Raw genomic sequence first — 26374 nt, 5'->3', positions numbered from 1 at the left:
GGAAATAGGATGGACTACGAATTTAAGAAAAACACCTTAGATGGTAGTTACTATTGTCACTGCTCAATGGAGCACGAAATTATCGGGCGTTGGTTACAAGAAGAAATTGGTAAGGAACGCCATCATATCGCAGAAGTAGATGCGCTTATTTCTTCGGCTATCAGTAAACCAACTCAAGAGTATTCGCTTTTGGGAAGAGAAATCAGTTTGATGATTTGTGGTGATGAAGTAACGGTACAAGATAATGCATTGCTGCATCATTATGAACAAGACAAAGACAGCGAGTTCGAATTGTACGACTGTGAAAGCACCGCTAGCTGTGGTCTCGAAGACTTTATGACTCTTATAGAGCAATGGAAAGAGTTTTTGAACATTTAATGCACAATTTTGGGTAATCAATTGTAGCTTGCTTTATATTTGGGAAAGAGGTGCACTATTATGGTGCGCCTTTTTTTGTTTGTATTGTAACCAATAGCCTTTAATTCCTTTAAATCAATAACTTAAAAACTTGGCACGTAGATTGGATTATTAGAAGTGTTTCAGGATGAATGCTTCGGAGAGAATTTAATGAAAATAATCAATGCCATTATAAAGCCATTTAAGTTAGACGATGTACGTGAAGCGTTGGCTGACGTAGGCATCGAAGGTATGACGGTATCAGAGGTTAAAGGTTTTGGTCGCCAAAAAGGTCACACAGAGTTGTACCGCGGCGCAGAGTACCAAGTGGACTTTCTACCAAAAGTAAAAATAGAAATCGCAACTCATGCAGATAATGTCGATCGTGTGGTAGAAGCCATCACAAAAGCGGCGCAAACAGGAAAAATTGGTGACGGTAAAATTTTTGTATACGACCTGAATCAAGCTGTTCGCATCCGTACCGGTGAAATGGACGCAGAAGCACTTTAAAAGTATTCAAGGGATTGGAGACACTATTATGGAATTAGCAACAACAGTAACAGAGTTACGTTACGCACTAGACACTTTTTTCTTCCTCATTTCCGGTGCATTGGTTATGTGGATGGCAGCGGGCTTTGCCATGCTTGAAGCAGGCCTCGTTCGCTCTAAAAACACAACAGAAATTTTGACTAAAAACTTTTGTCTGTACGCGATTGCTTGTACGACTTACTTAGTCGTTGGTTACAACATCATGTACGTTGATAACGGCGAAGGCGGTTGGTTACCATCACTAGGTGCCCTTATTGGCTCTCAAGGTGAAGGTGCAGACCATTCACTAGAATCAGATTTTTTCTTCCAGGTAGTATTTGTTGCGACAGCGATGTCTGTAGTTTCAGGTGCGGTTGCTGAGCGTATGAAGCTATGGTCATTCCTGATCTTCTCTGCAATCTTGACTGCATTCATCTACCCAATGGAAGGCTACTGGACTTGGGGCGGCGGTTTCCTATCAGAAGCGGGCTTTAGTGACTTTGCTGGCTCAGGTATTGTACACATGGCAGGTGCTTCTGCTGCACTAGCTGGTGTTCTGCTACTGGGTGCTCGTAAAGGTAAATACGGTAAAAATGGTGAAATCCACCCAATCCCAGGTTCAAATATGCCTCTAGCAACGCTAGGTACATTCATCCTATGGTTTGGCTGGTTTGGTTTTAACGGTGGTTCTCAGCTAATGGTCTCTGACTTCGAGAACGCAACAGCGGTTGGTCAAATCTTCCTAAACACGAACGCAGCAGCGGCAGCAGGTTCTATTGCGGCACTGTTTGTATGTAAGACAACTTGGGGCAAAGCTGACCTAACTATGATCCTAAACGGTGCATTGGCTGGTCTGGTTGCAATCACAGCGGATCCACTATCACCATCACCACTTTACGCAGTTGCAATCGGCGCGGTAGCAGGTGCAATCGTAGTATTCAGCATCATTGGTCTTGATAAACTTAAAATCGATGATCCAGTTGGCGCGATTTCAGTACACGGTGTATGTGGTTTCTTCGGCCTAATGGTTGTTCCTCTAAGCAACGGTGACGCGACATTCGGTGCTCAGCTTCTAGGTGCAGCAGTTATCTTTGCTTGGGTATTCGGTGCAAGTCTGGTTGTTTGGGCAATCTTGAAAGCAACAGTAGGCATCCGTGTAAGCGAAGAAGAAGAGATGGAAGGCATGGACATGCACGACTGTGGTGTAGGTGCATATCCAGAGTTCGTCACAGCGAAATAAAATTTACCATGTAGCATATTGTTACACTTCACATAATGAAAAACCTGCCACTATTGGCAGGTTTTTTTGTATCGATCATTGTTTTACTATTGAAGATAAATATAATAACGCAACTGATAAACGTTATCATTACGAATACTTAAAGGATTGATCCATGAAAAAAGTGCTAACTCTTTCTGCTTTAGCTTGTGCAACACTTGCTCCAACAGCCATGGCTGCTGAAGAAGTAAACGTATACTCATACCGTCAGCCGTTCTTGGTTGAGCCTATGTTTAATGAGTTCACAAAAGAGACAGGCATCAAAGTAAACGTTAAGTTTGCTAAGACAGGTATTGCAGAAAAGCTGGTTCAAGAAGGTGAATACAGCCCAGCTGACGTGCTTCTAACTGTTGATATCGCACGTCTAGCAGAGCTAACCCAGAAAGGTGTGGTTCAGCCAGTGGATAGTCCAGTTCTAGAGAAGAACATCCCAGCTCAATACCAAGATTCAGCAAACGAGTGGTTTGCTCTGACGACTCGTACTCGCAGCGTATACTCTTCTCGTGACCGTGTAGGTAAACTAGGTAAAGACTTCACTTACGCTGACCTGGCTAAGCCAGAATTTAAAGGCAAGATCTGTACTCGTAGTGGTAAGCACCCATACAACGTATCTCTCGTTTCTTCTATGATCGCTCACCAGGGTGAAGCGGCGACAAAAGAATGGCTAGAAGGCGTGAAAGCTAACCTTGCTCGTAAACCTCAAGGTAATGACCGTGGCCAAGTTAAAGCGATCAAAGAAGGTCTATGTGATGTTTCTCTGGGTAACAGCTACTACTTAGGCAAGATGGTTAACGACAAAGAGCAGAAAGCTTGGGCTGATTCTGTATACATCAACTTCCCTAATCAAGAAACGACTGGTACTCACGTAAATATCTCTGGTATGGCGATGGCTAAGTACGCGCCAAACAAAGAAAACGCACTTAAGCTTATGGAGTTCCTAGCGGGCGACAAAGCGCAAAGCATGTACGCAGAAGTGAACTTTGAATACCCAGTGAAAGCTGACGTTAAGCCTTCTGAGCTAGTAGCATCTTGGGGTGAATTTAAAGCAGATACTCTTTCTCTAGATGAGATTGCTGATCACCACGAAGCTGCGATCAAGCTACTAGACGAAGTTAAGTTCGATCTTTAATCGTTCGCTTGATATCAGTCGGTGAGAAGTTGAACCACCGATGATAAATTTACAGCCTCAAGTCGCTCTTTTATCAGGGCTACTTGAGGTTGTTTGTTTATAAGGGTATAACTAGCCCTAATTAATTAAAAGGATATGAGATGTATTTGCAGGTGCATTTATCTCTCACTCAGCCTGGCTGTAATTAGGCAATGAAAGAAAAGAATTATATATGGAAAACCAGTAGCGGAGCGTTGGCTTTGCTACTGGTTTTACCGATCTTAGCGATCTTCTACACCGCCGTTGGTGATACGGATGAGCTGTTTGCGCACCTTATGGCGACAGTCATGCCTACCTATATCTATAACACTATTACGCTAACTATAGGTGTGATGGTGTTGTCTCTCGTTTTTGGTATTCCGTGTGCCTGGTTTATGGCTATGTGTAAGCTGCCTACCGAAAAATGGCTGCAGTGGGCACTGGTTTTACCGTTAGCGATGCCGGGATACATCATCGGGTATATTTTTACCGATTGGTTCGATTTTGCCGGTCCGATACAAATCTTTTTACGCGATTTAACCGGATGGGGCCCCAAAGAGTACTGGTTCCCGGATATTCGTACTTTGTCCGGAGCAACGTTTGTGCTGGCCCTAGTTTTGTATCCATATATTTATCTGCTCTGTCGAGCTGCATTCATGGAACAAAACGTGTCACTGTTGCAAAGTGCGCGTCTTCTTAAATGCTCACCATGGGAAAGCTTCAGGCGTATTTCTCTTCCTTTGGCTCGTCCTTCAATGGCTGTCGGCTTATCACTGGTTGCGATGGAGACCATCGGCGACTTCGGCACTGTCAGCTACTTTGCCGTTAATACGTTAACAACCGCGGTATACGATACTTGGCTTGGATACTCTAACCTTAATGCTGCGGCCAAAATTTCCGCCATCATGTTGGTGATCGTCGTGCTGCTATTAAGCACAGAGCGTTACAGCCGAAGAAAGCAGAAACTATTTCAAAGCCAGTTCAACAGCCACGAAGATTTTCGTTATGAATTGAAGGGCTGGAAAAAATGGGCAGCACTGATTTGGTGTTGGGGACTGGTTTTAATCGCATTTATCCTGCCGCTAATGCAGTTGGTTGATTACTCAATTACTTACTTTGCGCAAAGTTGGACGCCACAATTCCGTGAGTATGCCTGGAATAGTCTGGTTGTGTCGGTTATCGCGGCAATCATTGGTGTTGTTGTTGCTCTTGTGGTGAATTTTACTTACCGAGTCAATGGCAAGAGGACAACGCTTACCTTTATACGCTTATCCTCAATGGGGTATGCAGTGCCCGGTACGGTACTCGCGATTGGTGTGATGGTGGCCGTTTTATTTATGGATCACCGCATCAATGATGTTGCCAAAGCAATGGAGTGGGGCAGACCTGGGCTAATATTTTCAGGTTCAATGTTTGCCATTATTTTTGCCATGGTTGTGCGTTTCTCCGCTGTTGCCATTGGTAGTATCGAAAGTAACTTAAACAAAATCTCCCCGTCCTTGGACATGGCATCACGTACCATGGGTTGCACACCGAATTCCATGTTATGGCGTGTTCACTTTCCGCTGGTTAAGCGTGGCGCACTTATCGTTGCTCTGTTAGTTTTTATCGAGTCGATGAAAGAGCTCAATGCGGCTCTTCTTTTGCGCCCGTTCAACTTTGAAACACTGGCAACCTACGTTTATAACTTTGCTTCGGACGAGCACTTAGAGTTGGCAGCTTTACCGGCTGTGTTGTTGGTTTTTGTTGGGTTGATCCCACTTGTTGTCGTTAACCGTTCACTGGAGCAAAATCACTAATGAGCTGCGCATTATCAATTAAAAACCTGACCTGCCACTACGATGACCAAACGGTTTTAGAGTCATTATCTCTTGAGGTTGAGCAAGGCCAGATTGTGTGTCTGTTGGGTGCTAGTGGCTGTGGTAAAACGACATTACTAAAAGCGGTAGCGGGATTGCTGCCTTTGTCTTCTGGGCAAATGAGTCTCAACAGCTTGATTATTGATGATGGTGAGAATTGGCTACCGCCAGAACAGCGCAATATTGGTATGATCTTTCAAGACTACGCGTTATTTCCGCACCTTACTGTGGCTGAGAATATCGCTTTTGGTCTGAAGAATGAAACGGCCCAACAGAAGCTTTTGAAAGTGGAAGAGATGTTGGGGTTGGTTCACTTAAAAGGCTATGGGGATCGCTATCCTCATCAGCTGTCAGGTGGTCAGCAGCAACGTGTGGCTATTGCCCGTTCTTTGGCGTACAAACCTGATTTGCTGTTATTGGATGAGCCGTTTTCCAACATTGATACGCAAGTGCGTCACGAGCTGATTCGCGAGATCCGTAAAATTTTTAAGCAGCAAGGTGTAACTGCGATTTTCGTGACTCACAGTCGAGAGGAGGCTTTTGCCTTTTCAGACAAGATGGCCGTGATGAACAATGGCATTATTGAGCAGTATGGAACAGCTTCAGAGTTGTACTACCAGCCTTCGAGCAAATTTGTCGCTGATTTCCTAGGCGGTGGTAGCTATCTGGCTGCAACCAGAGTGTCACAAGGCGAGTTTGAGACGCATCTGGGTGTGATAGAAGCAAGTGCTCAACAGGACATTCAATTGCAGGAAGAATGTGCGTTACTACTTCGTCCTCAACATGTTCAGGTTCAGGCCGATGAAGAAAGCGCCGTGAAAGTGCTGGAGCAACACTTTATGGGTGATCACTGCCGCTATGTGATTGATGTGAACGGAGACAGATTGCTGGCTACTTCCGTGCAGGCTTTGAATGTGGGTGACAGCGTTGCAGTAAAAATCGATACTCAGGGTGTATTGGCGTTTGCTTAACGTTTTTATTCCAGAAATAAAAAGGCCCGGCGGTGATGCCGGGCAAGTGTTCCTCTACTTGCGACTTAAGTGACTGCCAGCAACTTGAAGCCAGACAAGTTCAGGTTAAAGAGACAAGAAGTCTTTAAACTGTTGAAGAACACGTTCCGCAGTATCTTTATCTTCCATCTCGGCAAATATACGCAATAGCGGCTCAGTACCAGAGAAGCGAGCAATAATCCATCCACCGTTCTTAAAGTAGACTTTTGCGCCATCTTCGTAGCTGACTTTTTCGATTTCAAATTTAAACTCAGGTAACTGTTTATCAACATAAATCTTGTTGAATAACGCTTCTTTTTGCCCAGGTTTGAACTTGCAATCACCTTCAGCCATATAGGCATAGCCATACTTACTGTAGATTTCATCTAATAGCTCGGATAGCTTTTTACCGGTAACGGAAATCATTTCTACTAACAAGCTGGAAGCAAACACCCCATCTTTGCCTTTTATATGGCCACGAATGGTTAAACCACCTGAACTTTCCCCGCCGATCAACGAGTCATCTGCTTCCATTTGAGAGCTGATGTGCTTAAAGCCTACTGGTACCTCAAAGCACTTTTCACCGTGATCTTGTGCGATTTTATCGAGCAGGTGAGTGGTTGCGATGTTACGTACTACAGAGCCTTTCCAGTCTTTGTATTCCAGTAAGTAGTAATACAATAAGATCAGAACTTCGTTGGGATGAATGAAATTCCCTTTTTCATCGATAATGCCCAAACGGTCAGCATCACCATCAGTGCCGATACCAATGTCGTAACCTTGTTCCTCGACTAAGTGCATCAAACGGTAAAGCGTAGCTGCACTTGGTGATGGCATTAAGCCACCAAAATCTGGGTTTTTACCATCGTTGATGACATCCACGTCACAACGACCATTGATCAACACAGTCTGTAGTGCATTCTTCGCCACACCAAACATTGGATCGACAAGCACACGGAGATTGGCTTTTTTGATCGCTTCTATGTCGATAAAGTTGATGATTGAATCCACGAATTCGTTCATCGGGTTAATGACTTCAATTAAGTGATCATCGATAGCCTGTTCAAAGTCGACGCTTTTCACATCGCTTGCTGTAAGCGTGGCGATTTGATCTTCAATCTTCTGGGTGATGATTTCATCCGCGTCGCGACCGCCTTCGATAAAGACTTTAATCCCGTTGTAGTCGGCGGGGTTATGCGAAGCCGTGATGCATGCTGAGTAAGCGCAGTTCATCTCCTTCGCTTTGAACATAACAATCGGCGTTGGGACAAACTTATCGATGAAGCTGACGACAATGCCATTTGCTGCCAGTACCTCAGCAAACCAGCGGCCTGCTTTGTCAGAAAGAAAGCGGCGATCATAGCCAATCACAAAGCCGCGTTCCGCGACAGATTCTGCATTGGTGATGTTTGCGACTGCTTGAGCAACCAAGCGTACATTCTCTTTAGTGAATTCTTCACCAATGAATGCGCGCCAGCCACCTGTACCAAATTTGATCATGATTCGATCCTCAATAAGAACGGTAACGTGCCGTACCTTATTTATTTGCTAGCGAACCGATGTACCCAGTAGAGCCAAGTACACCGGAAAAATTAAAAGGGGAACGTTTCCCCAAAGAGAATTAACCTAGGGTAACGATCACTTCGTTTACTGAGCCTTCAGGTTGCACTGGTACTGATGTTCCATTCACAGTTTCACCGTTCAGAGTGATCGACTTCACGCCTTTGCTTACCGTGTCAGGGTTTACCACTTTGATGTTGTAAGTCGCTCCCAGCCATTGGCGCGTCACTTCAAAACCTGGCCAGTTGGTTGGAATACATGGATCGATAGTTAATCCATCAAAACCAGTACGAACACCGAGAATGAAGTTTGTGACCGCAAAGTAAGCCCAGCCAGAGGTACCCGTAAGCCAAGGGTGGTTAGCACGACCGTGATCCTGATGATCGCGTCCCATGATGAACTGAACGTATGAGTAAGGTTCTGCAACACGTTTTTCGATGATGTCGTTTTGGTTGTATGGGTTGAGTGCATCGTAGAACTTCATTGCACGGTCACCGCGACCGAGTTTCGCTTCTGCTACCCACGCCCAAGGGTTTGGATGTGAGAAAATAGCGCCGTTTTCTTTTACGCCTTGGTATACGCGTGTCACGAATCCGATATCGTCGTTTGGTGTTGCGAATGATGGCGAGTTCAAGTGCAAGCCGTATTCAGAGAACAGGTTCTCGTCTACCGCGTCCATTGCCTTTTCGCCACGTTCTTGAGATACCGCTCCAGATAGAACCGCTAGTGTGTTTGACTCAAGGTGTACGCGGCCTTCTTTTTGCTGCGCAGTACCGATCTTGTCACCGTTTTTCGTTAGACCACGGATGTACCAACCGCCTTCTTCGTCCCAAAGGTGGGTTTCACATGCTTCGCGAACGTTGGCCGCCATCTCTGTATATTTCTCAACGTCGGCGTCTTTGTCTAGGAATTTTGCCAGGTCGATGAATTCTTGTAGTGCCCAGAAGTGTAGGAAAGACACCATTGATGATTCACCACCACCTAGGTTGAGACAGTCGTTCCAGTCTGCGCGCAGACCTTTACAGATCCCTGTCTGGCCCACGTATTCAGCAGAGAAGTCTAACGCTGCTTTCATGTGCTCATAAACCGATGCATCGCCGCCATCTGCGTAAGGGATCACTTCATCAAAGAAGCTGTGCTCGCCTGTTTCCATCACATATTTACAGATGGTTGGCACTAACCATAGATGGTCATCAGAACAGGTGTCCTCAATGCCGTGAATCTTGTCTTCGTCAGACGGAGTCGGAACCACTGTTGGTGACTTAGATGGTTTCACATCCGCTTTCTCTGGATCGAACCAATCAGGATCAAACAGGTGTAGACCGTAACCTGCTTTAACTTGGCCTCGCAGAAGATCAACAATGCGTTTGCGTGTCATTTGTGGGTTAGCATGAGGCACCGAAATCGCATCTTGTGCCGTATCACGGTAGCCAAGGCCCGTACGACCGCCAACTTCGATGAAAGAAGCAAAACGAGACCAAACCACACACGTCTCTGCTTGGTATAGCGTCCAAGCGTTGATCATGGTGTCCAGACCTTCGTTTGGTGATTTTACTTGGAATTTGCCACAACGCTCATCCCAGTGTGCTTTGATGCCAGAAAACGCGTTGTCTACTTCTGCTAGGTCTTGGTATTTAGTGCGCAGACGCTCACCATTGCCTTTACCGATACCTAGGATGTAAGCGAAGCGAACTTCCTCACCTGGTTGGATAGTAAATTGCTTATGCAGGGAACCACAGTGGTTGTAACAGGTTTGTGCGGTGTTAAAGCACTTGCCTTGTTCTACGGCAAGTGGGTTTGCTTCGTCACGGTATAGCCCTAGGAAGCTGTCACGCTGGCCGTCGTAAGAGTCAGGATCAAATGTAGAAGCTAAGTAGTAGAAGCCTTCAAAATCGTTCGTGTTGTAGAACAGGTCGTATTCGATAACGCCTTGTTTGTATTCCGTTCCTGCAGAATACAGAGACATTTGATGGTTTTGGTTGTCTGACTGAATGTGACTGAAAGAGAACTCAACAAATGAGAAAGCACTGATGGTGCGTGGTTTGTCAGAGGTGTTCTTGATGACCACGTCCCAAATTTCGGCATCTTCACCTTTTGGTACGAATAGCGTTTTCGTTGCAGTAATGCCGCTGTATTCACACTTAAATTTAGAGTATGACAAACCGTGGCGAACTTCGTAGCTCGCTTCATCAAGGCTTTTTGCTACAGGTTGCCAAGAAATAGACCAGTAATCACCCGTTTCGTCATCTCTCAGGTAAACATAGTGTCCCGGGCGATCAAAGGTCGCATTGGGACGGAATTTGGTTACACGGTTGTATTCTGGTGAGTTGTAGAATGAGTAGCCACCTGCATTGTGTGAAATAACCGTACAGAACTTTTCAGTACCCAGATAGTTAGTCCAAGGAGCAGGTACATCTGGACGGGTAATGACATATTCACGATTTTCGTTATCGAAATAGCCGTATTTCATTTGTGTCGTTCCTTTTTACAAAGCTGCTTGAGCAGCCAAAAATTAAAATTCTTTAAAGCGCACTGTCGTCGCGTATGTTTTCGTTACTTCCACGGTTGGCGGTAATTCACTCCCTGCAGATCGAGCAGTGGAAGGTGCCCCTTCAAACGTGATAGGTAATCAGTCCAGTTGCGGTGCTGCTTATCGGTCCAGCATGCTTCTGCTAATGCCGTCAGGCGGGGAAATATCATGTAGTCCATACGTGGCTGGTTATTGATGATTTCGCACCAAAGTGCAGCCTGAATGCCCCGAATACGTTTTCTAACCGGATCGTCGTCTGCCACTTGTGCTAACGGCTCGTAGCTGTACGCTGTCTCCAGTGGAATCGGGTTTGCCCAATCCACTCCAGGTTCTTCTGGCGCGTAGTCTTGAGTCATATCCAAGTAGGTGGTTTGGGCGGGTTGCAGCACCACATCGAAACCTTGGCGAGCACAATTGAGAGCCGCTTCTTCACTTAGCCATGAGTAGATAACGGTATCTTTACTGACCTTGTTGCCATGCTGAGCTTCTTCCCATCCCAGCATTCGTTTACCAAGCCCGCGAAGTTTGTCTTCCGCATGACGCAAGAAGTGACCTTGCAGTTCTTTGTAGTCGCTATAGCCTTGTTGCTCCATCAACGCCTGACAGGCTGGGCTTTGCGACCAGACACCATGTGGTACTTCATCGGCCCCAATGTGGATATACGGTGCAGGAAATAAAGTGGCAACTTCTTCCAGCACTTTGTCGATAAATTCGTAACTGCCCGGTAGCGCTGGGTTAATCACGTTATCGTTGTAGTGCTGAATACTGCGATATTCGGTGGTGTCCTCTGCCTCTACAAGCATGTGGGGCAGTGACTTAATGGCAGCGCGGCAGTGGCCTGGTACGTCAATTTCAGGGATGACGGTAATACTGCGCTGCGCCGCATAGGCAACCACTTCTTTTATTTCTTCTTGGGTATAAAACCCGCCATAACGCTGAGACAAATGCGTATATTGCGGTTCAATGGACTCATCTAACCCGCGCCATGCACCAATATTTGTCAGTTCTGGCAAGGATTTAATCTCAATTCGCCAGCCTTCATCGTCAGTAAGGTGCCAGTGGAAGGTATTAAACTTGTAGTGTGCCAGTTGATTGATAAGACGTTTCACTTGCTCTACGGAATGGAAGTGTCGTGCACAATCGAGCATCATTCCGCGATATTTGAAACGAGGTCTGTCTTTAATTGAGCAACAGACCACTTCCATAGAAGTATCTTCCCCATTTCTTCTGATAAGTTGGAGCAGGGTCGCACTTGCATAGGTGAACCCAGACTTTGAACCAGCCTCGATTTTTATCGATTCTTCGGTCACTTTGAGCCTATACGCACCTTTATCTAAAGTTGGATTACTTTTAAAGATAACCTGACTGTTATTAGACGCAGTAAGCTCAAACTGGTGAATACGTTTTAGTTCATCGAGCAACCAATCTTTTGCTGAATTGGCTAAATCGGAGTAAGTACTGATTCCAACACGGTTGTGAAGAGAAAAATAACTCTCGTGAACTTCAATATGGTTTGGCTTAGGTAATAAAGGCTGAGCGTGAATCAAACTCGGTGGAATGTCACTACGCTCGCGGTATGGCGAAGCCAGCACGATAGGTGTTACGTCAACCTCGGCTCGCTGAGTATTACCATTGACGACAAAATCAACCAGAGCTTCATTCAATCCGTCTGAATGATAGCGAAATGGATTTGAACCAATACTGAACTCACAATAGAAATTGTGATTAGCCGCCAGTACCATACTTTCTGGTTTGAGAGTACAGAAGCTCCCAATTTGGTTAAGTACACCGTTAGATACGCTGTCAGGTAAAATGAAGCGATCAAAAGCAAACGTCAGGTGCCAATCATGAAGATCTTGGTCACTTAAGTTATGAAAAGTCAGTCCAAAGCGACAATTTTGCTTTAGCTCAGATAGGACGACGAGGTCAACGCGATATTCCATATCTACTCCTGTTCTACCGATAGCGAGTAAAGGTTATGTTCAGGCTTGCCAGCAAACATAAGGGCTCCTTCAATCGCATCAAATTGAGGTTCTACAATCCACTTTTGAACGGGCGGAGATAGCCAGTGGAGAATGCGTTCAGCAATGCTTCCCATTAAACAAATACGGGTCGCTCCACGCTTGTTAAGTGCCATGAGAAACGTTTCTATATCAGCAGCGGTTTGTTTTAACATTTCAATGGCGAGCGTATCGCCTTGTTGTGCATGCTGGAAAATAGCTGGAGAAAACTGCCCGTAATCACGAGGTAATGCTTGTTTTGACCAAGCAACGACGTTGTCTACGTCATTTTTGAAGTGTGCCATGACGTGCTGGGAGAGCGGTGTTTTCTCTCGGATACCATCTTCAGCCAATAAAACCTGCTGAATTAGGCGCAGCCCCATGACAGCACCACTACCTTGGTCTGAAATCGGAAACTCTCGGCCTCCGACAACATGTTGTTGCAATCCTTTGAGGTAGATGCCGCAAGATCCCGTTCCTGCAATCATGATCGCGCCGTCTTGGCCGTTATGTGCGCCGATGCAAGCTCCGTAGGCATCTGTGTTTAATGTCATGCTGGCGAAAGGATGAGCGAGAGACATAAAAGCATTCCAAGAAGCTTTGTGTTCAGCCCCTGCGAGTGCTAACCCAACATGCATAGACGAAAAGTCTTGCTCAGATAACCCGCCTTGCTTAGCTGCCAACGAAATTGCCTCAATGATAGAAGTCATCGCTACTTCAGCACCAAGCATGATGTTGGCGCTGCCAGTTTTCGCCTCACCAAGAAAATTACCCTGGGCATCTTTAATGCGAGCGCGGCAAGAAGTACCGCCACCATCAATACCGACAAAATAGAACGCCATGGTATTACTCCTTAACGTCTACTGATAGGTGGTGAGCTTGGCTCATGATCGCGAGTAAGTACCACGCACCATGTGGGATCCATTGCTCTCCCCAACGCCAGTTTTGTAGGATGTCGTCCTTTTGTGCTGGTGGGTTAAAGGCGATGTCATTCTCGTCTTCAAAGCCACCAGTGATGCCATTACAGATGCCGCCTTTCGCGTTAAAGAACCCATATTGTGGAAGGTAGTCTGGGTTGTTTCGCCCATGGCCATCGAGCATGCACATGTCGTATGGATTTAAGCCAACGATCCAGTTAAGCGCATCTTGTCCAAGGCGTATCAGCTGTTGTTGTGTCTCATGTGATTCGATATAAGGCTGAGCGAGGTAAGACATTGATGCTAGTGAACCCAAGCGAGCATTCTCACCTTGCCACCAATAGCCAGATTCATTGTTGTGGGCAACAAAGAAGGCATCACGTTTCGATTCTTCAACGCCTTTGACATATTGACGAGGGTAACCAAATGGATTGGTGACACGACTGGTGAGATCTAATTCAAATTCGCATGCCTGGTTGACCGTCTGTTTTATGGACGCAGCCAACTCGGAGTCGTCTTCGATAGATAGGTATTCACAAAGAGCAATCACTGGTAATCCAGCTTCCGCTGCATGGAAGTAAGGGCGGCTACCATCTTGATTGGCTGACCAAAAATGCTTGAATTTATCATCACTCATTTGGCGGTCTGCCAGGCGTGAAGCCCACAGACGGCTTTCGTCCAAGTAACGGCTTTCTTTGGTTGTTTTAAACAGTTCAACACTGGCAAGCAGGGCACAGTACTCGTCTATGATGTTCTCTTCGCCATCATTGAGATATTGCTTGTTATGCTCTTTTAGGTGCCAGTAGCCATTCTCTGCGGTATTTATATATTCCTGTTGATTGAACTCACCATGAACGGCTAAACGCGATGCAGCAGCAAGCGCCGCTATCGCGACTCCGCCACCTTGTCGGAAGCCTGCTTGATAATCATCGAACTTGTGACCAAGTTGCGTTTCGAAAGCACAGATTTCACGTTGGGCGGTATCTTTGCTCCATTTATCAAATACCGTCATATAAAAGAAACCTTTCTCGTTTTGCATGCGAACAAGGAAGTCTGCACCATACAGCGCTTCTTCAATGAGGCGTGTGCGGGTGAAAGCAGCGATACTGTCGCTAGATTGGTGCAGAGAAAGTCCTTTTAGCATGTTCCAAACCACCATAGGGGTTTGTTGAGGATTAAGGTAGTTTGCGTACGAAAGGTGACTTAGATATTTGCTTACATCACCAGACGCATCGTACCAACCGCCATGAACATCGGTTGTCTGTTCGGAATTTAATAGCGCAGCCTGACGATCGGCATGATCGAAAATTCCGCCGCAACGCTGAGATTTAAAGTAGTAGATCACATCGGACAGAGTGCGATCCAGAAGAAGTTGTTCAGCAATTTCTAGCTGAGAAGAACTTACGTTACCAAAGCGAAGGTAATAGTGGCCTGGGATCTCAAAGGACGAAAAGTCGATAAGATAAAAATACCCCTGATGCCAATTCGCTACTTTCCCTTGCTCTTGTACCGAAAAGGTAGCAACGATTTGCTCGCTTTTGGCACAGACCAGTGTGGCAGTATCAGAAGACAAGTGTGATTGTTCTGTCTGTATTACCGCTTTTTTCGGCCCCAGACGCTCATAACCAATGTGGTTAGTCAGTAGCAGCATTTAATGTCTCCGCGAAACAAAACAATTGGAAATGGGCCAGTGTTCTCTGGCCCTAGTTATGCTTAGTTCTCAAATAGGTAACAACGGACAAAGTGGTTTTCAGATAGTTGGGTAACGCCTGGTAGTTGTTGGCGACACTTATCTGTTGCGTGTACACAGCGCCCCGCAAATGGGCAACCGACAGACTCCGGAGTCCAGAGAGGGATCTCTCCTTTGTTTCCTTTCAGTTTCTCGTGAATGGATTTAGATGGATCGGGTACTGCAGAAACCAACAATTGAGTGTATGGGTGTTGAGGATCATGAATGATTTCCTCTGTGTCTCCCCATTCCACCATGTGTCCGACGTACATTACTGCCAAATCTTCCGCGATGTAGCGCGCCGTTGCGATATCGTGCGTGATGTAGAGCAGAGACATTTGTTTCTCGAACTTCATCTCTTCCATCAGGTTTAGAACACCTGCTCGAATCGAGACGTCCAGCATTGACGTAGGTTCGTCTGCTAGTACGACTTCTGCACCAACTGCAATGTTACGCGCTAGGTTTACACGCTGACGCTGACCACCAGAAAGCTGGTGAGGGAACTTTTGCGCGGTCTCTTTAGGCGGAATAAGGCCAACTTGTTCCAGTAAGTCATACACGCGTTCTTCCAGCTCTTTCTTGTTGCCCGGTGACACTTTTTTATGGATAAGCAGTGGTCGTGCAATATGGTGGAAAATGTTGTGCGTCGGGTTTAGTGAGCCAAACGGGTCTTGCCAGACCATTTGCACTCCTTCTCGGTAAGACATTAGATCTTGTCTTGATTGAATATCTTGAATATCACGTCCTTTGTATTCAATGATGCCTTCCGAAGGGGCGTACATTTTCGCAATCATTTTTGCGGTTGTAGATTTACCTGAGCCAGATTCACCTACAACAGACAAGCCGCGACTTTTATACATTTTGAATGATACGTCGTTGATCGCGCGCATCTTGGACTGCTTGATAGAATTGCTATTTAGCGGGAAGTCTTTAACGACATTTTTACCCTCAATCAGCAACTCGCCGAGTTGTTTGCTCATAATTCTCTCCAGTGTAATTTTGTTCGTAGCTAACGTGATTTCGGGACGTTAAACCTTAGCCTGAGCAATGGTTTCGCCATACAAATGGCAGTTTGAGAAACGACTTGGCTCTATCTGACGCAATTGAGTCGGTATTTTCGTGCATGCTTCGTGAACACGGTCACAGCGAGCCTGAAAACGACAACCTTGCGGAATTTCAAGCAAGTTCAAAGGGTTTCCCGGGATACCCGTTAGTTTGGTCTTTGGACCTGTTAGTGGAGGGAAAGAGCTACCCAAACCTTTTGTGTATGGGTGGTAAGGACTTTCCAAAATTTGCTTTGAAGGCGCGACTTCAATCAGTTCACCTGAGTACATAATTCCGATGCGATCGGAAAACTCAACCATCAACGATAAGTCGTGAGTGATAAACAGAATTGAGAAGCCAAACTCTTCTTTAAGCGCATAAATTTTTTGCAATATTTCACGTTGAACCACAACATCGAGAGCGGTTGTTGGTTCATCCATGATGATCATTTTTGGATTCAGAGCCAAAGCGATCGCAATCACCAAGCGCTGACGCATGCCACCAGAAAACTGGTGAGGGTAGTCACTAAGTCGGCTAGGGTGAATATCGACAATTTCCAGTAAACCTTCTGCGCGTTTCTTGGCTTGCTCGCGAGTCATGTTTGTGTGGCGCATAATGACATCGCAGAACTGCTCTTCCATGGTTAGGACAGGGTTCAGGGCGTTCATCGCGCTTTGGAACACCATTGACATCTCACTCCAACGGAATGATTGCATACGGCTATCACTGTATTGAAGGATGTCTTCACCATTGAAGATAACTTCCCCTCCAGTGATGAACGCTGGCGGCTTATGGAGACGCATTAGCGAGAAAGCAACAGTTGATTTACCACAGCCAGATTCTCCCGCCAGACCAAAAACTTCGCCTGGTGCAATGTCAAAGCTGACGTTATTACAGGCGCGGACATCGCCCGCATCTGTAATGTAATCTACGCATAGGTTACGGATAGAAATTAGTGGTGCAGTCATGATTATTTATCTCCGCTCCATAGTGCATTTTGTGGTGCCAATTCAGGCTCACGTTCTTTCTTGTCTTTTGCTGCTAGCTTCTTCCAGCGTTTCATACCTTTATGAGAACGAAGTTGAGGGTTAGCAATCTCATCAACGGCAAAGTTCAGTAGAGCCAGGCCAGTCACCAGTACTGTCAGTGCAATACAAGGTGCTAATACTTCCCACCATGCGCCGATCAGCATTGCTGAAGAGGTTTGAACGTTGTAAAGCATGATGCCCCAGCTGATGGTGTTTGCATCGCCTAGTCCCAAGAATGAGATAACGGCTTCTGTGTTGATGGCCAGCATGACTGAACCGATAAAGCTTGCACCTACGATAGGAATTAGGTTTGGCAAAATCTCAACAAAGATGATTCGGAATGAAGACTCGCCAAGAACTTCTGCTGCTTTAACGAACTCTTTTTCACGCAGAGCCATAGTTTGTGAACGGACAACACGTGCGCCCCATGCCCAGGATGTACCTGCGATAATTAAGGCGATGGTGAGTGGACCTGCTTCACCGATAAATGCGGCAAGTACGAACAGCAATGGATACTGAGGAATAACCAACATGATGTTCATGGCAGCACTTAGAATGTCATCCACTTTACCGCCGAAGTAACCTGCTGAGATACCAATGACCGTCGCTAGGAAACACACGATTATACCGGCACCGAAACCCACACCTAGTGATACGCGAGCACCGTAAGCTACTTGTGACCAGATATCGCGGCCCATACGGCTGGTGCCTAATACATGATCAGCCTTTTTCGACATGATCAGTGTTCGACGGTCATCTGCCAGATTTTGGGCAACCCAGCCATCAGGATTACTTTGTGCCTGCTTTACTACAAACCCCGGATATTCATGAGGGTTGCCTGTGCGTTTGTCTGGCGCATGTTTGGTAATGAGAGGCGCAGCCACAGCGATAAAAATGAAGATGGTAACGATGGCAAGGCCAATACGTGCAAATGAGTTACCTAAAATAAGTTTAAAGAGTTCTTTCATGATTATTTGCCTCCGGTACGTAAGCGAGGATCTAGAATCATGTACAGCATGTCAGCCATCAGGTTGAAGCAAAGCATGAACATCGTCATGATAATTAACTGACCTTGAAGTACTTGGTAGTCACGTGCGTGGATCGCATTTAATAGGACGGTGCCTAAGCCTGGATAGTTGAAGATCATTTCGATGATTAGCTGACCACCAATCGCCATACCCAAAGACATTGAAAGTGCAGTGACACTTGGAAGTAACGCGTTACGCGCTGCGTAATTGAATACCACACGGTTTTCACTAAGACCCTTACCTTTAGCCATTGTGATGTAGTCTTCAGCTAACAGGTTAATCATGTTATTACGCATGTTGACGAGGAAGCCGCCAATTTGAACGATGGTTGCACAGAACAGAGGAAGTATTGCGTGGTAACCGACGTTCTTGATGAAATCCCAGCTTGTCCAATCCGGAATGGTACCCGGAGTGTACGCGTAACCAGATGGGAACCACTTCAAGCCAATTGAAAAGGTAAATAGTGCTATCATTGCGATAACCATTTGCGGAATAGCTTGAATAATAAGAGTACCTGGCGTGACGAACGCATCGTATTTGCTACCACGTTTCCATGCCGCAAAAATACCTAGTACTGATGCGATAGAAAACGAAAGTACAACTGCAGTACCGGCTAAGAAAAGTGACCAACCAAAGGCACTACCAAGCAAAGAGTTGACTGAAAGTGGGTAGAACTGAATTGAAGTCCCTAGTTCCCAGCTCAGAATGTTTTTGATGTATGACAGGTACTGGATATAAATAGGGCCATCCACAAATCCCATCAGCTCCTTCATAGCTGCGATTCGTTCTGGCGTAACCTGTACTGAAGCGTTGGCAAACATCATGGTAACAGGGTCACCAGGCATTGCTCTCGGAATGATAAAGTTTAACGTCGCTGCAACTAAGAGCGCGACAAGATAGAACGACAAACGTCTTAAAAAATAACCCATAACTTACACCTTACTCACCCAGATATTTTTTTCTGTTTCTGGTTACAGGTCGCTCCTAGCGAAATTTAGAGCGAGAAATCCCCTGACGACGAGCGCCATAAATTGGTTCCGTGATGAGGGGATTTTTTATAGGCGGCATACAGGTGTATGCCGCTAGAAATGAACTTCTACTTATTTAACTGGTTTTAGGTCCAGTACGTGCAGTAGACGCTCTGGGATACCAGCCCAAATGTTTGGACGGCCCTTAGGATTTTCTTCGTTCCACCAACCAGTGAAGCGCTTCGTGTTGTATTGGTACATGTAAGCGCCAGACAACACAGGGATAGTTACTTGATCTTCTGCGATGATTTTTTGGATGCCGTGTGCGATTTCTAGCTGTTCTTGCTTATCAGCCGTTTTGTAGAAGCTGTTAAGTAGTTTGTCTAGTTCTTCGTTTTTGTAGAAGTGCATCGCGAAACGAGGCATACCGTCGCCAGACTGTAGCTTTGAGTTGTAACCGCTATCCCAGTACAAGTGTGGATCGGCACCGTGGAAGTAGTTTGTGTATGCTACGTCATAAGTACCTTCAAGCATTGCTTGGTTGTATACCGAGAAGTCTGGTGTACGAGCACGTGCTTTGATACCAACTTCTGCTAGCTGCTCAACTGCCAGTTGTACTGTGTTGTTAAAGTCTGTCCAGCCATTTGGAGATTGAATCAGAAGCTCAAAAGACTTACCTGATGGTGTGTCTACAAAGCCATCTTTGTTTACATCTTTAAAGCCAGCTTTAGCTAGAAGTTCTTTAGCACCTTCAACATTATACGTGTTGTAGCCTTTGTATTTGTTGTGCGTAGCTTCGTCAGACCAAGCTTCGAATGCGTAGCCTAGACCTGAAGCGAAGTCATTCACCGTACCACCACCGTAGAAAGCGATATCAATGATAGTTTGACGGTCAAGTGCCATAGAGAACGCACGACGGAAGTCGACGTTGGTCAGTGCTTCGCTTTTCGCAGCATCTGGGTTTTTGAAGTTCACCACGAACGCTTGCGTACCTGATGGCGGGTACCAGTAGTGGTGGCTAGGGCTAGCTGCTGCGTATGTGCGGTCGATGTCTGGTACGAAAGAAGAAGTCCAGTCCATTTCACTGTTTACGATTTTCCCTAGGAATTGGTCGTTGTTCGCGATTTGTGGTACGCGTAAACAGTCAACATCTAAGTTATCCGCATCCCAGTAGTTCGGGTTTTGACACTGGATGTAAAGCTGAGGAGTGAAAGTATCAATGACAGTAAATGGACCTGAACCTACAGGGTTTTCATTTGTGAATGTTGATGGATCTTTCACTTTGCTCCATACGTGCTCAGGTACTACAGGTACTTTAACAATTTCGTAAGGAACGTTTGAGTTTGCTTCTGTTAGACGGAATTTAACTTGGTAGTCATTAACTTTTTCTACGCCAGTGATCCAAGAGTTGATGCCTGATTGGTCTAGCTCAGGTTTCTCTTTTACCAGATTGAAAGAGTAAACCACGTCATCAGCAGTAAACGCCTGACCATCAGACCACTTCACGCCCTTACGAATATCGAAAGTCACGCTCATCAGGTCGTCAGCCATTTGGAAGTTTTCTGCTAAACGAAATACAGGAGTGTTACCGTGCATTTCGTTGAAAACAACAAGAGGCTCGTAAATAAAGTCAGTTGTTGTGTGCAGGTTGGTTGCACCCAAGAAAGGGTTAAAGTTACGAACAAAGGTTGTCAACTCTTTAGGGTGGATAGTCAGTTCACTGCGTTCAGCCGCAGTTGCTACCGATGCAAAACCTGTAGTAGCTGTAGCAATAATTGCTGTTGCTAGTGCTGTTTTTTTAATATTGGCAAGCATAGCTGTTCCTTACTGTTTGCTTCATTTCACTATATGGAATTGAATGTCATCAATTGATAAACACTCGCCATGACCCACCTCTAGTGTTATTGCAACTTAAGCTTTCACCTTCATCACATGTAGAGTGGCCTGTAGGTCTTCGGCAGGAGTAAGAAAACACCTTATCCTGAAAATAATCAAACCTGCATCCCGTTAAAAACGTCAAAAAAGGTGGATATCACGTTATAAACGTCACTTTGTTTGCTTTTGAACCAAATCTGGCTAAAAAACAAACCTTGATATGCGTCGCAGTTTATATCCTTAATAGTAATGCGTGTTAGTGATTACTTACTTGTTGGGCTTTATTATAAAGTGCATTTGCCTATTGAAGTACGTTAGGAGATCTCGATCACGCACGCCTTTCATGTTAATTCATAAGGTGAAATTTAATCTGCCGTTCTGTTGTGATTGACTTCGCAATCTATGTCATTAGTTTATAAATCTATGCTTTAAATGATGGAATTTTCGCCTTTTATCATTTTGTGTATTGGTGAACATTATGCTTTTTTTACTGAGTAAATAAAGAGGATTGCAATGATCTTTACAGTGAAATAAGACCATATGAATATGGTCCAAAACACAGAGTTCATGTCTGGATAATAGCGTCTGAAATAGCTAAATTGAGCCCCTGTCTACTGAGTTTTACTCTGTTGGGTGAAGGGTATGATGGTTTTGCTGGTGGGATAGGTAGCAAGCCCTTTTAGTCCTGTTTATATTCACTTAGAAATAAGCGATTGAACGCCGGAACAGAAGTAGCCCAGATATAAAAAGCCCCCAACAATTGGTGTTTAATTGTTGGGGGCTGTTCAAATGAAGTGCGGTAGTGGATAACGCCGCTAGCTGGTAAGTAACCTTTGCAGCTTGTCACGCTGCGCTTCAATGTAAGCACGCTCCGGACTTTGTTCTTTACAGTGCTCAAGGATGAACTCGATAGAGCTTAAAACCGTTCTCCAGCGCGGAGTTTTAGGTAAGGTTTCAATGCGCATGTATTTATCTAGAGTACGGGTTTGTAGCGTACTTCTATCAAGGTAAACGCGCCAAAGACCACTTTGCTCGGCAAAGGTAAACTTACTTTCTCCAGTGACAGACTCCCAGTATTCCAAAGCATGTGTCATCGCTTCGACCAGTACTTCACGCATAACTTCTTGTTTGTCTTTTTTATTGCCTAGTGCTTTGTCTGCCAGTCGAGTGAACTCGCCTCCAAGCTCTTTAAGCTTCTGTAGCTGTTCTTTGTCGCCGTCAAAGGCATAGCGAGAAAGTACCTCCACTGCCGTTTCCAGATTGTGAATGCGCGCTGTATTTGCGCCGCCACCGACATTAAATATGTACATAACGTCTAGGCCGGAACCTTCTGGAAGCTTAAGGATGTCCGCTTCAATATTTTGGCGAATGTCCCCGATATAAATATCAATTTTCCCGCAATAATGTGGCTGCTTAACGGTCAGAAATTTTGGAGCAATCAGCTCATCGGCAGACGAACGTTTAATTTGCTCTAAGCTACGTTTAAACAGCTTACATGCGGCTTCGTTGGCAAAACGAACACGTTGATCTTCGCGCAAGCAAATAATCGCCTCAGGAGCGGACTCAAGCTGCTCTAGCAGACGCCCCTGAGTTTCAAGCAAGCTCGCTTCTACTTCAGCTCGTTGACGAAGTTCCGACTCAAGTACTTTATTCTCAATATGGCGCATCTCTGCTTTACTTGCGGTCAAATGAGCTCTAATTCTGGCTGCAAGCTCTTGTTTGTTAAAAGGCTTCGACAAATAATCGTTTGCTCCGGCTTCAAAGCCTCTAACTCGGTCTTCAGTTTGACTTAAGGCGGTTAGCATAATGATTGGCAGCTCAGCATGATCAAAGGTTTGACGCAATTCATTACATACTTGATAGCCACTCATTCCTGGCATCATGATATCGAGCAGCAGCAGTTCCGGCTTTTCTTGTTCGACAAGAGCAAGTGTTTCTGGACCATCTGAAACGGTTCTTACACGATAGCCTTCTAAGCGTAAAAAGCTTTCAAGTACTCGTAGGTTGACTGGTTCATCGTCTGCTACATAAAGTAGCGGACCTTCTGGGTTTTCTGGTAGCGATAGGTCGTCTGTGTTCTCAAGGTTAATTTCTGGAACCTGGAAGTGCCCACAGGCTGCCTGCGTCTGTGTTGCTAGGATCTCTTCTTCACTGGCGAGAGGCAGAGTGAAGCTGAATGTGGTCCCTACCATAGGTTGGCTGCTGACATATAAGGAGCCTCCCATTAGCTCAATCAACTGGCGGCTAATTGATAAACCTAACCCCGCACCTTGACGATATCGACTTTCGTCCTGTCCTGCTTGAATTAAAGGCTCAAAGATGTGCTCAAGGTGCTCAGCAGGAATACCTTGTCCGGTATCGACCACTTGAACGCGAACTAAATCGTCTACGACTCCTGCAGAAATAACGATCTTACCTTCAGAGGTGTACTTAATTGCGTTTCCTATCAGATTGTAAAGCACCTGTTCAAGTCGTTGTGGGTCCGCTGAGACTGCTTTGAGATCATTAGGTACTTGATTGATGATTCGAATGGTCTTGTTTCCAAGTAAATGACCCGACAACTCCAGCACCAATCGGGTTGAACTTGCCAGGTTAACAGCCGACTTCTGGATGTCCATGCTACCGTATCGCATTTTATGGTAATCCAGTAAGTCGTCGACCAGGTTAGCCAAACGTTGGCCACTTTTAATAATTATATCAAGCTGATACTTCTGGTTTGCCGGAATTGTACCGTTGGCTCCGGATATCAAGGTTTCTGCAATACCGACCATGCCGTGCAAAGGTGTACGCAGTTCATGAGAGGTCGTTGCCAGAAACTCATCTTTTAGCTTGTCTGCCAGTTGCAGCTCGTCATTTTGTTTTTGAATTAAGCGGATGTTGCTTTCCAGCTCTTCATTTTGCTTCTTGATCGTCTGAATTTTTTCACGAATGGAACGTTGCATGCGCTCAAAACTGATGGCTAAGCGACCAATTTCGTCTTTTCTAACAGTATCAAATGTGTTTTCGTCCAGATCGCCTGCTGATACTCGCTCTGCTGCCCAGGTTAATTTAAGCAGTGGCGAGGTGATGAAATTCGATAAATAGTGCGAGGCAATCACAACCAGTATGATCGCCGTAAGCATCGCAATGACGAAGAGTTTTTCCAGCTGGTGAATGCGAGAAAAGGCGTCTTTTTCTGGTAACTGCACGACCAACGCCCAATTCACACCACGGGTTTTAACTGGCGCATAGGCGGCGATAATGGCTTCATCGAGCCCGTTTGTATAAGTACCTACGCTTGTTTGACCTGAAAGTGCCTGAGTGATGACCTCCATACTGTTTTGGATATCATCTAGCTTGGTGTTAATGGTTCGAGGTTGTTGATCTCCTCCGACTAATAGCGTCTCAATCGATGACTCGCGGTTTTTGTCTGCGACTAGTTTAGTTATGCCATTATTTGGTAATCGGAACATGGCATAGCTATGGAGATATCCTTGTTGAACGATAGGAGCGCCAAGCCACGCGACTTGCTTGCCATTTTCAAGTTCAAAGTCAGAGATAAGGATTGGAGTATAGTCTTCGTTTACTTTACGGCGCTCGCTGACATCATTGGCCAAGCGCTGAAACGCTCTACCTAGGGCAGCATCTTTATAGCGGCCAGTGAGAAGATTAGTGCCGTAATTGTCGTCTTTTTTGATTGAGTAAGTAACGTTACCGTTGATATCGACTAAAAGTATGTCATTGAAGTCAGAGCGTTTTAGAAGTTCTGAATAAGCCCAATGATAGCGCTTGTGTAACAGGCGATAACGCTCGCTCCCGACAAAGTTAGATGACTCCGGCAAGATTGACGTTTTTGTCTGATCGCCACTGCCTTCAATATAACGTTGCTGTGCATTTTGACGTGACTCTTCAATGTCGTTTCCTAAGCGACTGAACGCATTGACTAAACCATAAAAGCGTCCACCGCTGGCATAAGCTAACTCCGAACGGACAAAGCCCATGACTTCGGTTTCGCGTGCTTCAAAATAGTCAATAATTTGCTGCTGTTTGGTATCTCGTACAGACAGCAGGTGCGACGTGCTCTGTTCTTGCAGATCTTGACTGTGTGACTGCAGGAAAAAAAGCGCGGTAATGGTTAGAGGCGTAAGGCTGAGGACAAGAAACGCAGTCATCAGCGTACTTTGTAGACGCTTAAACTTCTGTTTTTTGTAGAATTTGAACATGGATAAGATTGCAACTCATAAAGGGCAGCAAAAAGTTTACTTATTGCTACCAAGGTTCTCGTTAAAAACGGATAAGACGTTAAATTCGATAGAAATAACAAAATTAACGAGTTTTTTTTCTTTGACAAGAAAGTTGATTGCAAAGCGTGCAGAGTCACGCAGTTTTTTTATGTTTGATGAGTTTTTAGCGGGAAATCGCGCAGGTTGTCGCCTGCGCGGAGGAGAGTTAAGACTTTTTAGCGTAATAAATTGAGAATTTTTTCGTCTTATTTAGCGTCTCGCAATTATTGAAAGCGCTTTCAATAATTGGTGGATACTTCAAGAAACTGTTCGCTACGATAATCATTTCCCCTTGTCTTTGAAGGTATCGTGGTGCATCACCAAGTAAGCTTTCTGCGGCATTGTAATTTGTATCCAGGCCACTATGAAAAGGCGGATTACTGATGATAAATCGGTAGTCGTTTGCCGTATCTGAATAAATATCAGAAGCAAACACTTTACCTTCTAATTCATTAGCTTGCAGTGTTGCTTGGCTGGAGGTAATTGCATAGGCGTTGATATCGCACATTTCAATTTCTATTTCAGGGTTGGCTTTCGCCATAAATGCGCCAAGCACGCCGGCACCGCAACCAAAATCGAGAACTTTACCGGACAATGGCGGTAAGGTTTCCAATAACAGCTGGCTACCTAAGTCGAATTCACCATGGCTGAATACCCCAGGTAAGCTTTTCACTAGCAGTGATTGGTTGCCTAAGCTGACAGTGTAGGACTTAAACCAGTCGATCTGATTAAATGGCGCTGGTTCGTTTACGCATTGGCCCCAGTAAAAGGAGCAGCGACGGGCGGAATCGTATTTGTTGATCGGGCCGTAGTCTTTGAACATCTGTTCGATACTTTTTACACCAGAGCGGTTTTCTCCGACGACCACGATTTCAGTATCGACACCAAGTTTCGCCATGAGCATTGCCAGTAAGTATTCGGCTTCTGCTTTAGCTTTGGGCCAGTAAAGTAACACCATGTCTGCTTGGGTATCGACGTTATACTCTGAACCAAAGTGGCTTTTGATCTTGTCAGATGTACGAATTTGACGGTAATAGCTGTAGTTAGAAGTAAAAACTTCAACAGACTCACAGTAGGAGGCCAGCTCAAGAGGGAATAGGTCTTCAACTTCACCGGCGACTAAAACGTGCTTTCCATTGAAGTATTCCAGCTGGCGTTGCGCTATTTGACTTGGAGCGATATAAGCAGACATAAATTTTGTTCGTCAGAAATAATTAGGGCCAGATTTTCTCACA

General features: G+C 45.3%; 19 protein-coding genes. 7 read left to right on the top strand and 12 right to left on the bottom strand.

Features of this window, described 5'->3' with window-relative positions; all coding sequences use genetic code 11:
• Window positions 1–9 precede the first annotated feature (9 nt).
• From VER99_RS11465 to VER99_RS11440, 6 genes are all read left to right on the top strand, one after another.
• Complete coding sequence (locus tag VER99_RS11465; protein WP_014232923.1) at window positions 10–378, top strand: YacL family protein; 369 nt, start codon at window positions 10–12, stop codon at window positions 376–378.
• 189 nt (window positions 379–567) lie between these two features.
• Window positions 568–906 carry a P-II family nitrogen regulator gene (locus VER99_RS11460; protein WP_005386570.1) on the top strand — a complete coding sequence of 113 codons (339 nt, stop codon included), beginning with the start codon at window positions 568–570 and terminating at the stop codon, window positions 904–906.
• Window positions 907–934: 28 nt separating this feature from the next.
• Window positions 935–2164, top strand: coding sequence for an ammonium transporter (locus VER99_RS11455; protein WP_014232922.1), 1230 nt, complete (start codon window positions 935–937; stop codon window positions 2162–2164).
• 154 nt (window positions 2165–2318) lie between these two features.
• Window positions 2319–3332 carry a Fe(3+) ABC transporter substrate-binding protein gene (locus VER99_RS11450; RefSeq protein WP_014232921.1) on the top strand — a complete coding sequence of 338 codons (1014 nt, stop codon included), beginning with the start codon at window positions 2319–2321 and terminating at the stop codon, window positions 3330–3332.
• 191 nt (window positions 3333–3523) lie between these two features.
• Window positions 3524–5149, top strand: a complete 1626-nt coding sequence (locus VER99_RS11445) for an ABC transporter permease (protein WP_020333925.1) — start codon at window positions 3524–3526, stop codon at window positions 5147–5149.
• Complete coding sequence (locus VER99_RS11440) at window positions 5149–6180, top strand: ABC transporter ATP-binding protein (RefSeq protein ID WP_020333924.1); 1032 nt, start codon at window positions 5149–5151, stop codon at window positions 6178–6180. Before VER99_RS11445 ends, VER99_RS11440 begins: the two co-directional genes overlap by 1 nt.
• Window positions 6181–6285: 105 nt before the next feature.
• Here VER99_RS11440 and VER99_RS11435 read toward each other — a convergent pair whose 3' ends face one another.
• The 11 genes from VER99_RS11435 to VER99_RS11385 all read right to left on the bottom strand — a co-directional run bounded on the left by VER99_RS11435 (window position 6286) and on the right by VER99_RS11385 (window position 25079).
• Window positions 6286–7698, bottom strand: coding sequence for a phosphoglucomutase/phosphomannomutase family protein (locus tag VER99_RS11435; RefSeq protein ID WP_020333923.1), 1413 nt, complete (start codon window positions 7696–7698; stop codon window positions 6286–6288).
• Window positions 7699–7819: 121 nt separating this feature from the next.
• A complete protein-coding gene (locus tag VER99_RS11430; protein ID WP_024372752.1) occupies window positions 7820–10228 on the bottom strand; it encodes a GH36-type glycosyl hydrolase domain-containing protein in 2409 nt (802 codons plus the stop codon).
• Between the two features lie 83 nt (window positions 10229–10311).
• The gene (locus VER99_RS11425) at window positions 10312–12231 is read right to left on the bottom strand and encodes a beta-N-acetylhexosaminidase (RefSeq protein ID WP_020333921.1); all 1920 of its coding nucleotides are present in this window, start codon (window positions 12229–12231) and stop codon (window positions 10312–10314) included.
• Window positions 12232–12233: 2 nt separating this feature from the next.
• Window positions 12234–13130 (bottom strand): glucosamine kinase nucleotide-binding domain-containing protein, encoded by an 897-nt coding sequence (locus VER99_RS11420; protein ID WP_020333920.1) that lies wholly within the window; start codon window positions 13128–13130, stop codon window positions 12234–12236.
• Between the two features lie 4 nt (window positions 13131–13134).
• Window positions 13135–14856, bottom strand: a complete 1722-nt coding sequence (locus VER99_RS11415; RefSeq protein ID WP_020333919.1) for a glycoside hydrolase family 9 protein — start codon at window positions 14854–14856, stop codon at window positions 13135–13137.
• Window positions 14857–14918: 62 nt separating this feature from the next.
• Window positions 14919–15914 (bottom strand): ABC transporter ATP-binding protein, encoded by a 996-nt coding sequence (locus tag VER99_RS11410; RefSeq protein ID WP_014232913.1) that lies wholly within the window; start codon window positions 15912–15914, stop codon window positions 14919–14921.
• A 48-nt stretch (window positions 15915–15962) separates the two neighbouring features.
• A complete protein-coding gene (locus VER99_RS11405) occupies window positions 15963–16946 on the bottom strand; it encodes an ABC transporter ATP-binding protein (RefSeq protein WP_014232912.1) in 984 nt (327 codons plus the stop codon).
• A 2-nt stretch (window positions 16947–16948) separates the two neighbouring features.
• Window positions 16949–17974: an ABC transporter permease gene (locus tag VER99_RS11400; RefSeq protein ID WP_014232911.1), complete on the bottom strand. Its 1026-nt coding sequence runs from the start codon at window positions 17972–17974 to the stop codon at window positions 16949–16951.
• 2 nt (window positions 17975–17976) lie between these two features.
• The gene (locus VER99_RS11395; protein ID WP_014232910.1) at window positions 17977–18963 is read right to left on the bottom strand and encodes an ABC transporter permease; all 987 of its coding nucleotides are present in this window, start codon (window positions 18961–18963) and stop codon (window positions 17977–17979) included.
• A gap of 171 nt (window positions 18964–19134) precedes the next feature.
• On the bottom strand, window positions 19135–20817 hold the full coding sequence (locus VER99_RS11390; RefSeq protein ID WP_014232909.1) for an ABC transporter substrate-binding protein: 1683 nt from the start codon (window positions 20815–20817) through the stop codon (window positions 19135–19137).
• A gap of 875 nt (window positions 20818–21692) precedes the next feature.
• The gene (locus VER99_RS11385) at window positions 21693–25079 is read right to left on the bottom strand and encodes a hybrid sensor histidine kinase/response regulator (protein ID WP_020333918.1); all 3387 of its coding nucleotides are present in this window, start codon (window positions 25077–25079) and stop codon (window positions 21693–21695) included.
• Here VER99_RS11385 and VER99_RS11380 point away from each other — a divergent pair.
• Complete coding sequence (locus tag VER99_RS11380; protein ID WP_024372754.1) at window positions 25078–25332, top strand: hypothetical protein; 255 nt, start codon at window positions 25078–25080, stop codon at window positions 25330–25332. The two genes, VER99_RS11385 and VER99_RS11380, sit on opposite strands and share 2 nt — an antisense overlap.
• Here VER99_RS11380 and rsmC read toward each other — a convergent pair.
• Entirely contained in the window at window positions 25306–26331 is a 1026-nt protein-coding gene (gene rsmC / locus VER99_RS11375; RefSeq protein ID WP_020333917.1) for a 16S rRNA (guanine(1207)-N(2))-methyltransferase RsmC, read from the bottom strand. The genes VER99_RS11380 and rsmC overlap by 27 nt on opposite strands.
• Between the last annotated feature and the right edge of the window lie 43 nt (window positions 26332–26374).

The organism is Vibrio natriegens NBRC 15636 = ATCC 14048 = DSM 759, assembly GCF_035621455.1.
Taxonomy (GTDB): Bacteria; Pseudomonadota; Gammaproteobacteria; order Enterobacterales; family Vibrionaceae; genus Vibrio; species Vibrio natriegens.
Note: the sequence above shows the minus strand (reverse complement) of the source record. Positions and strands in the feature narration are given on the sequence as shown.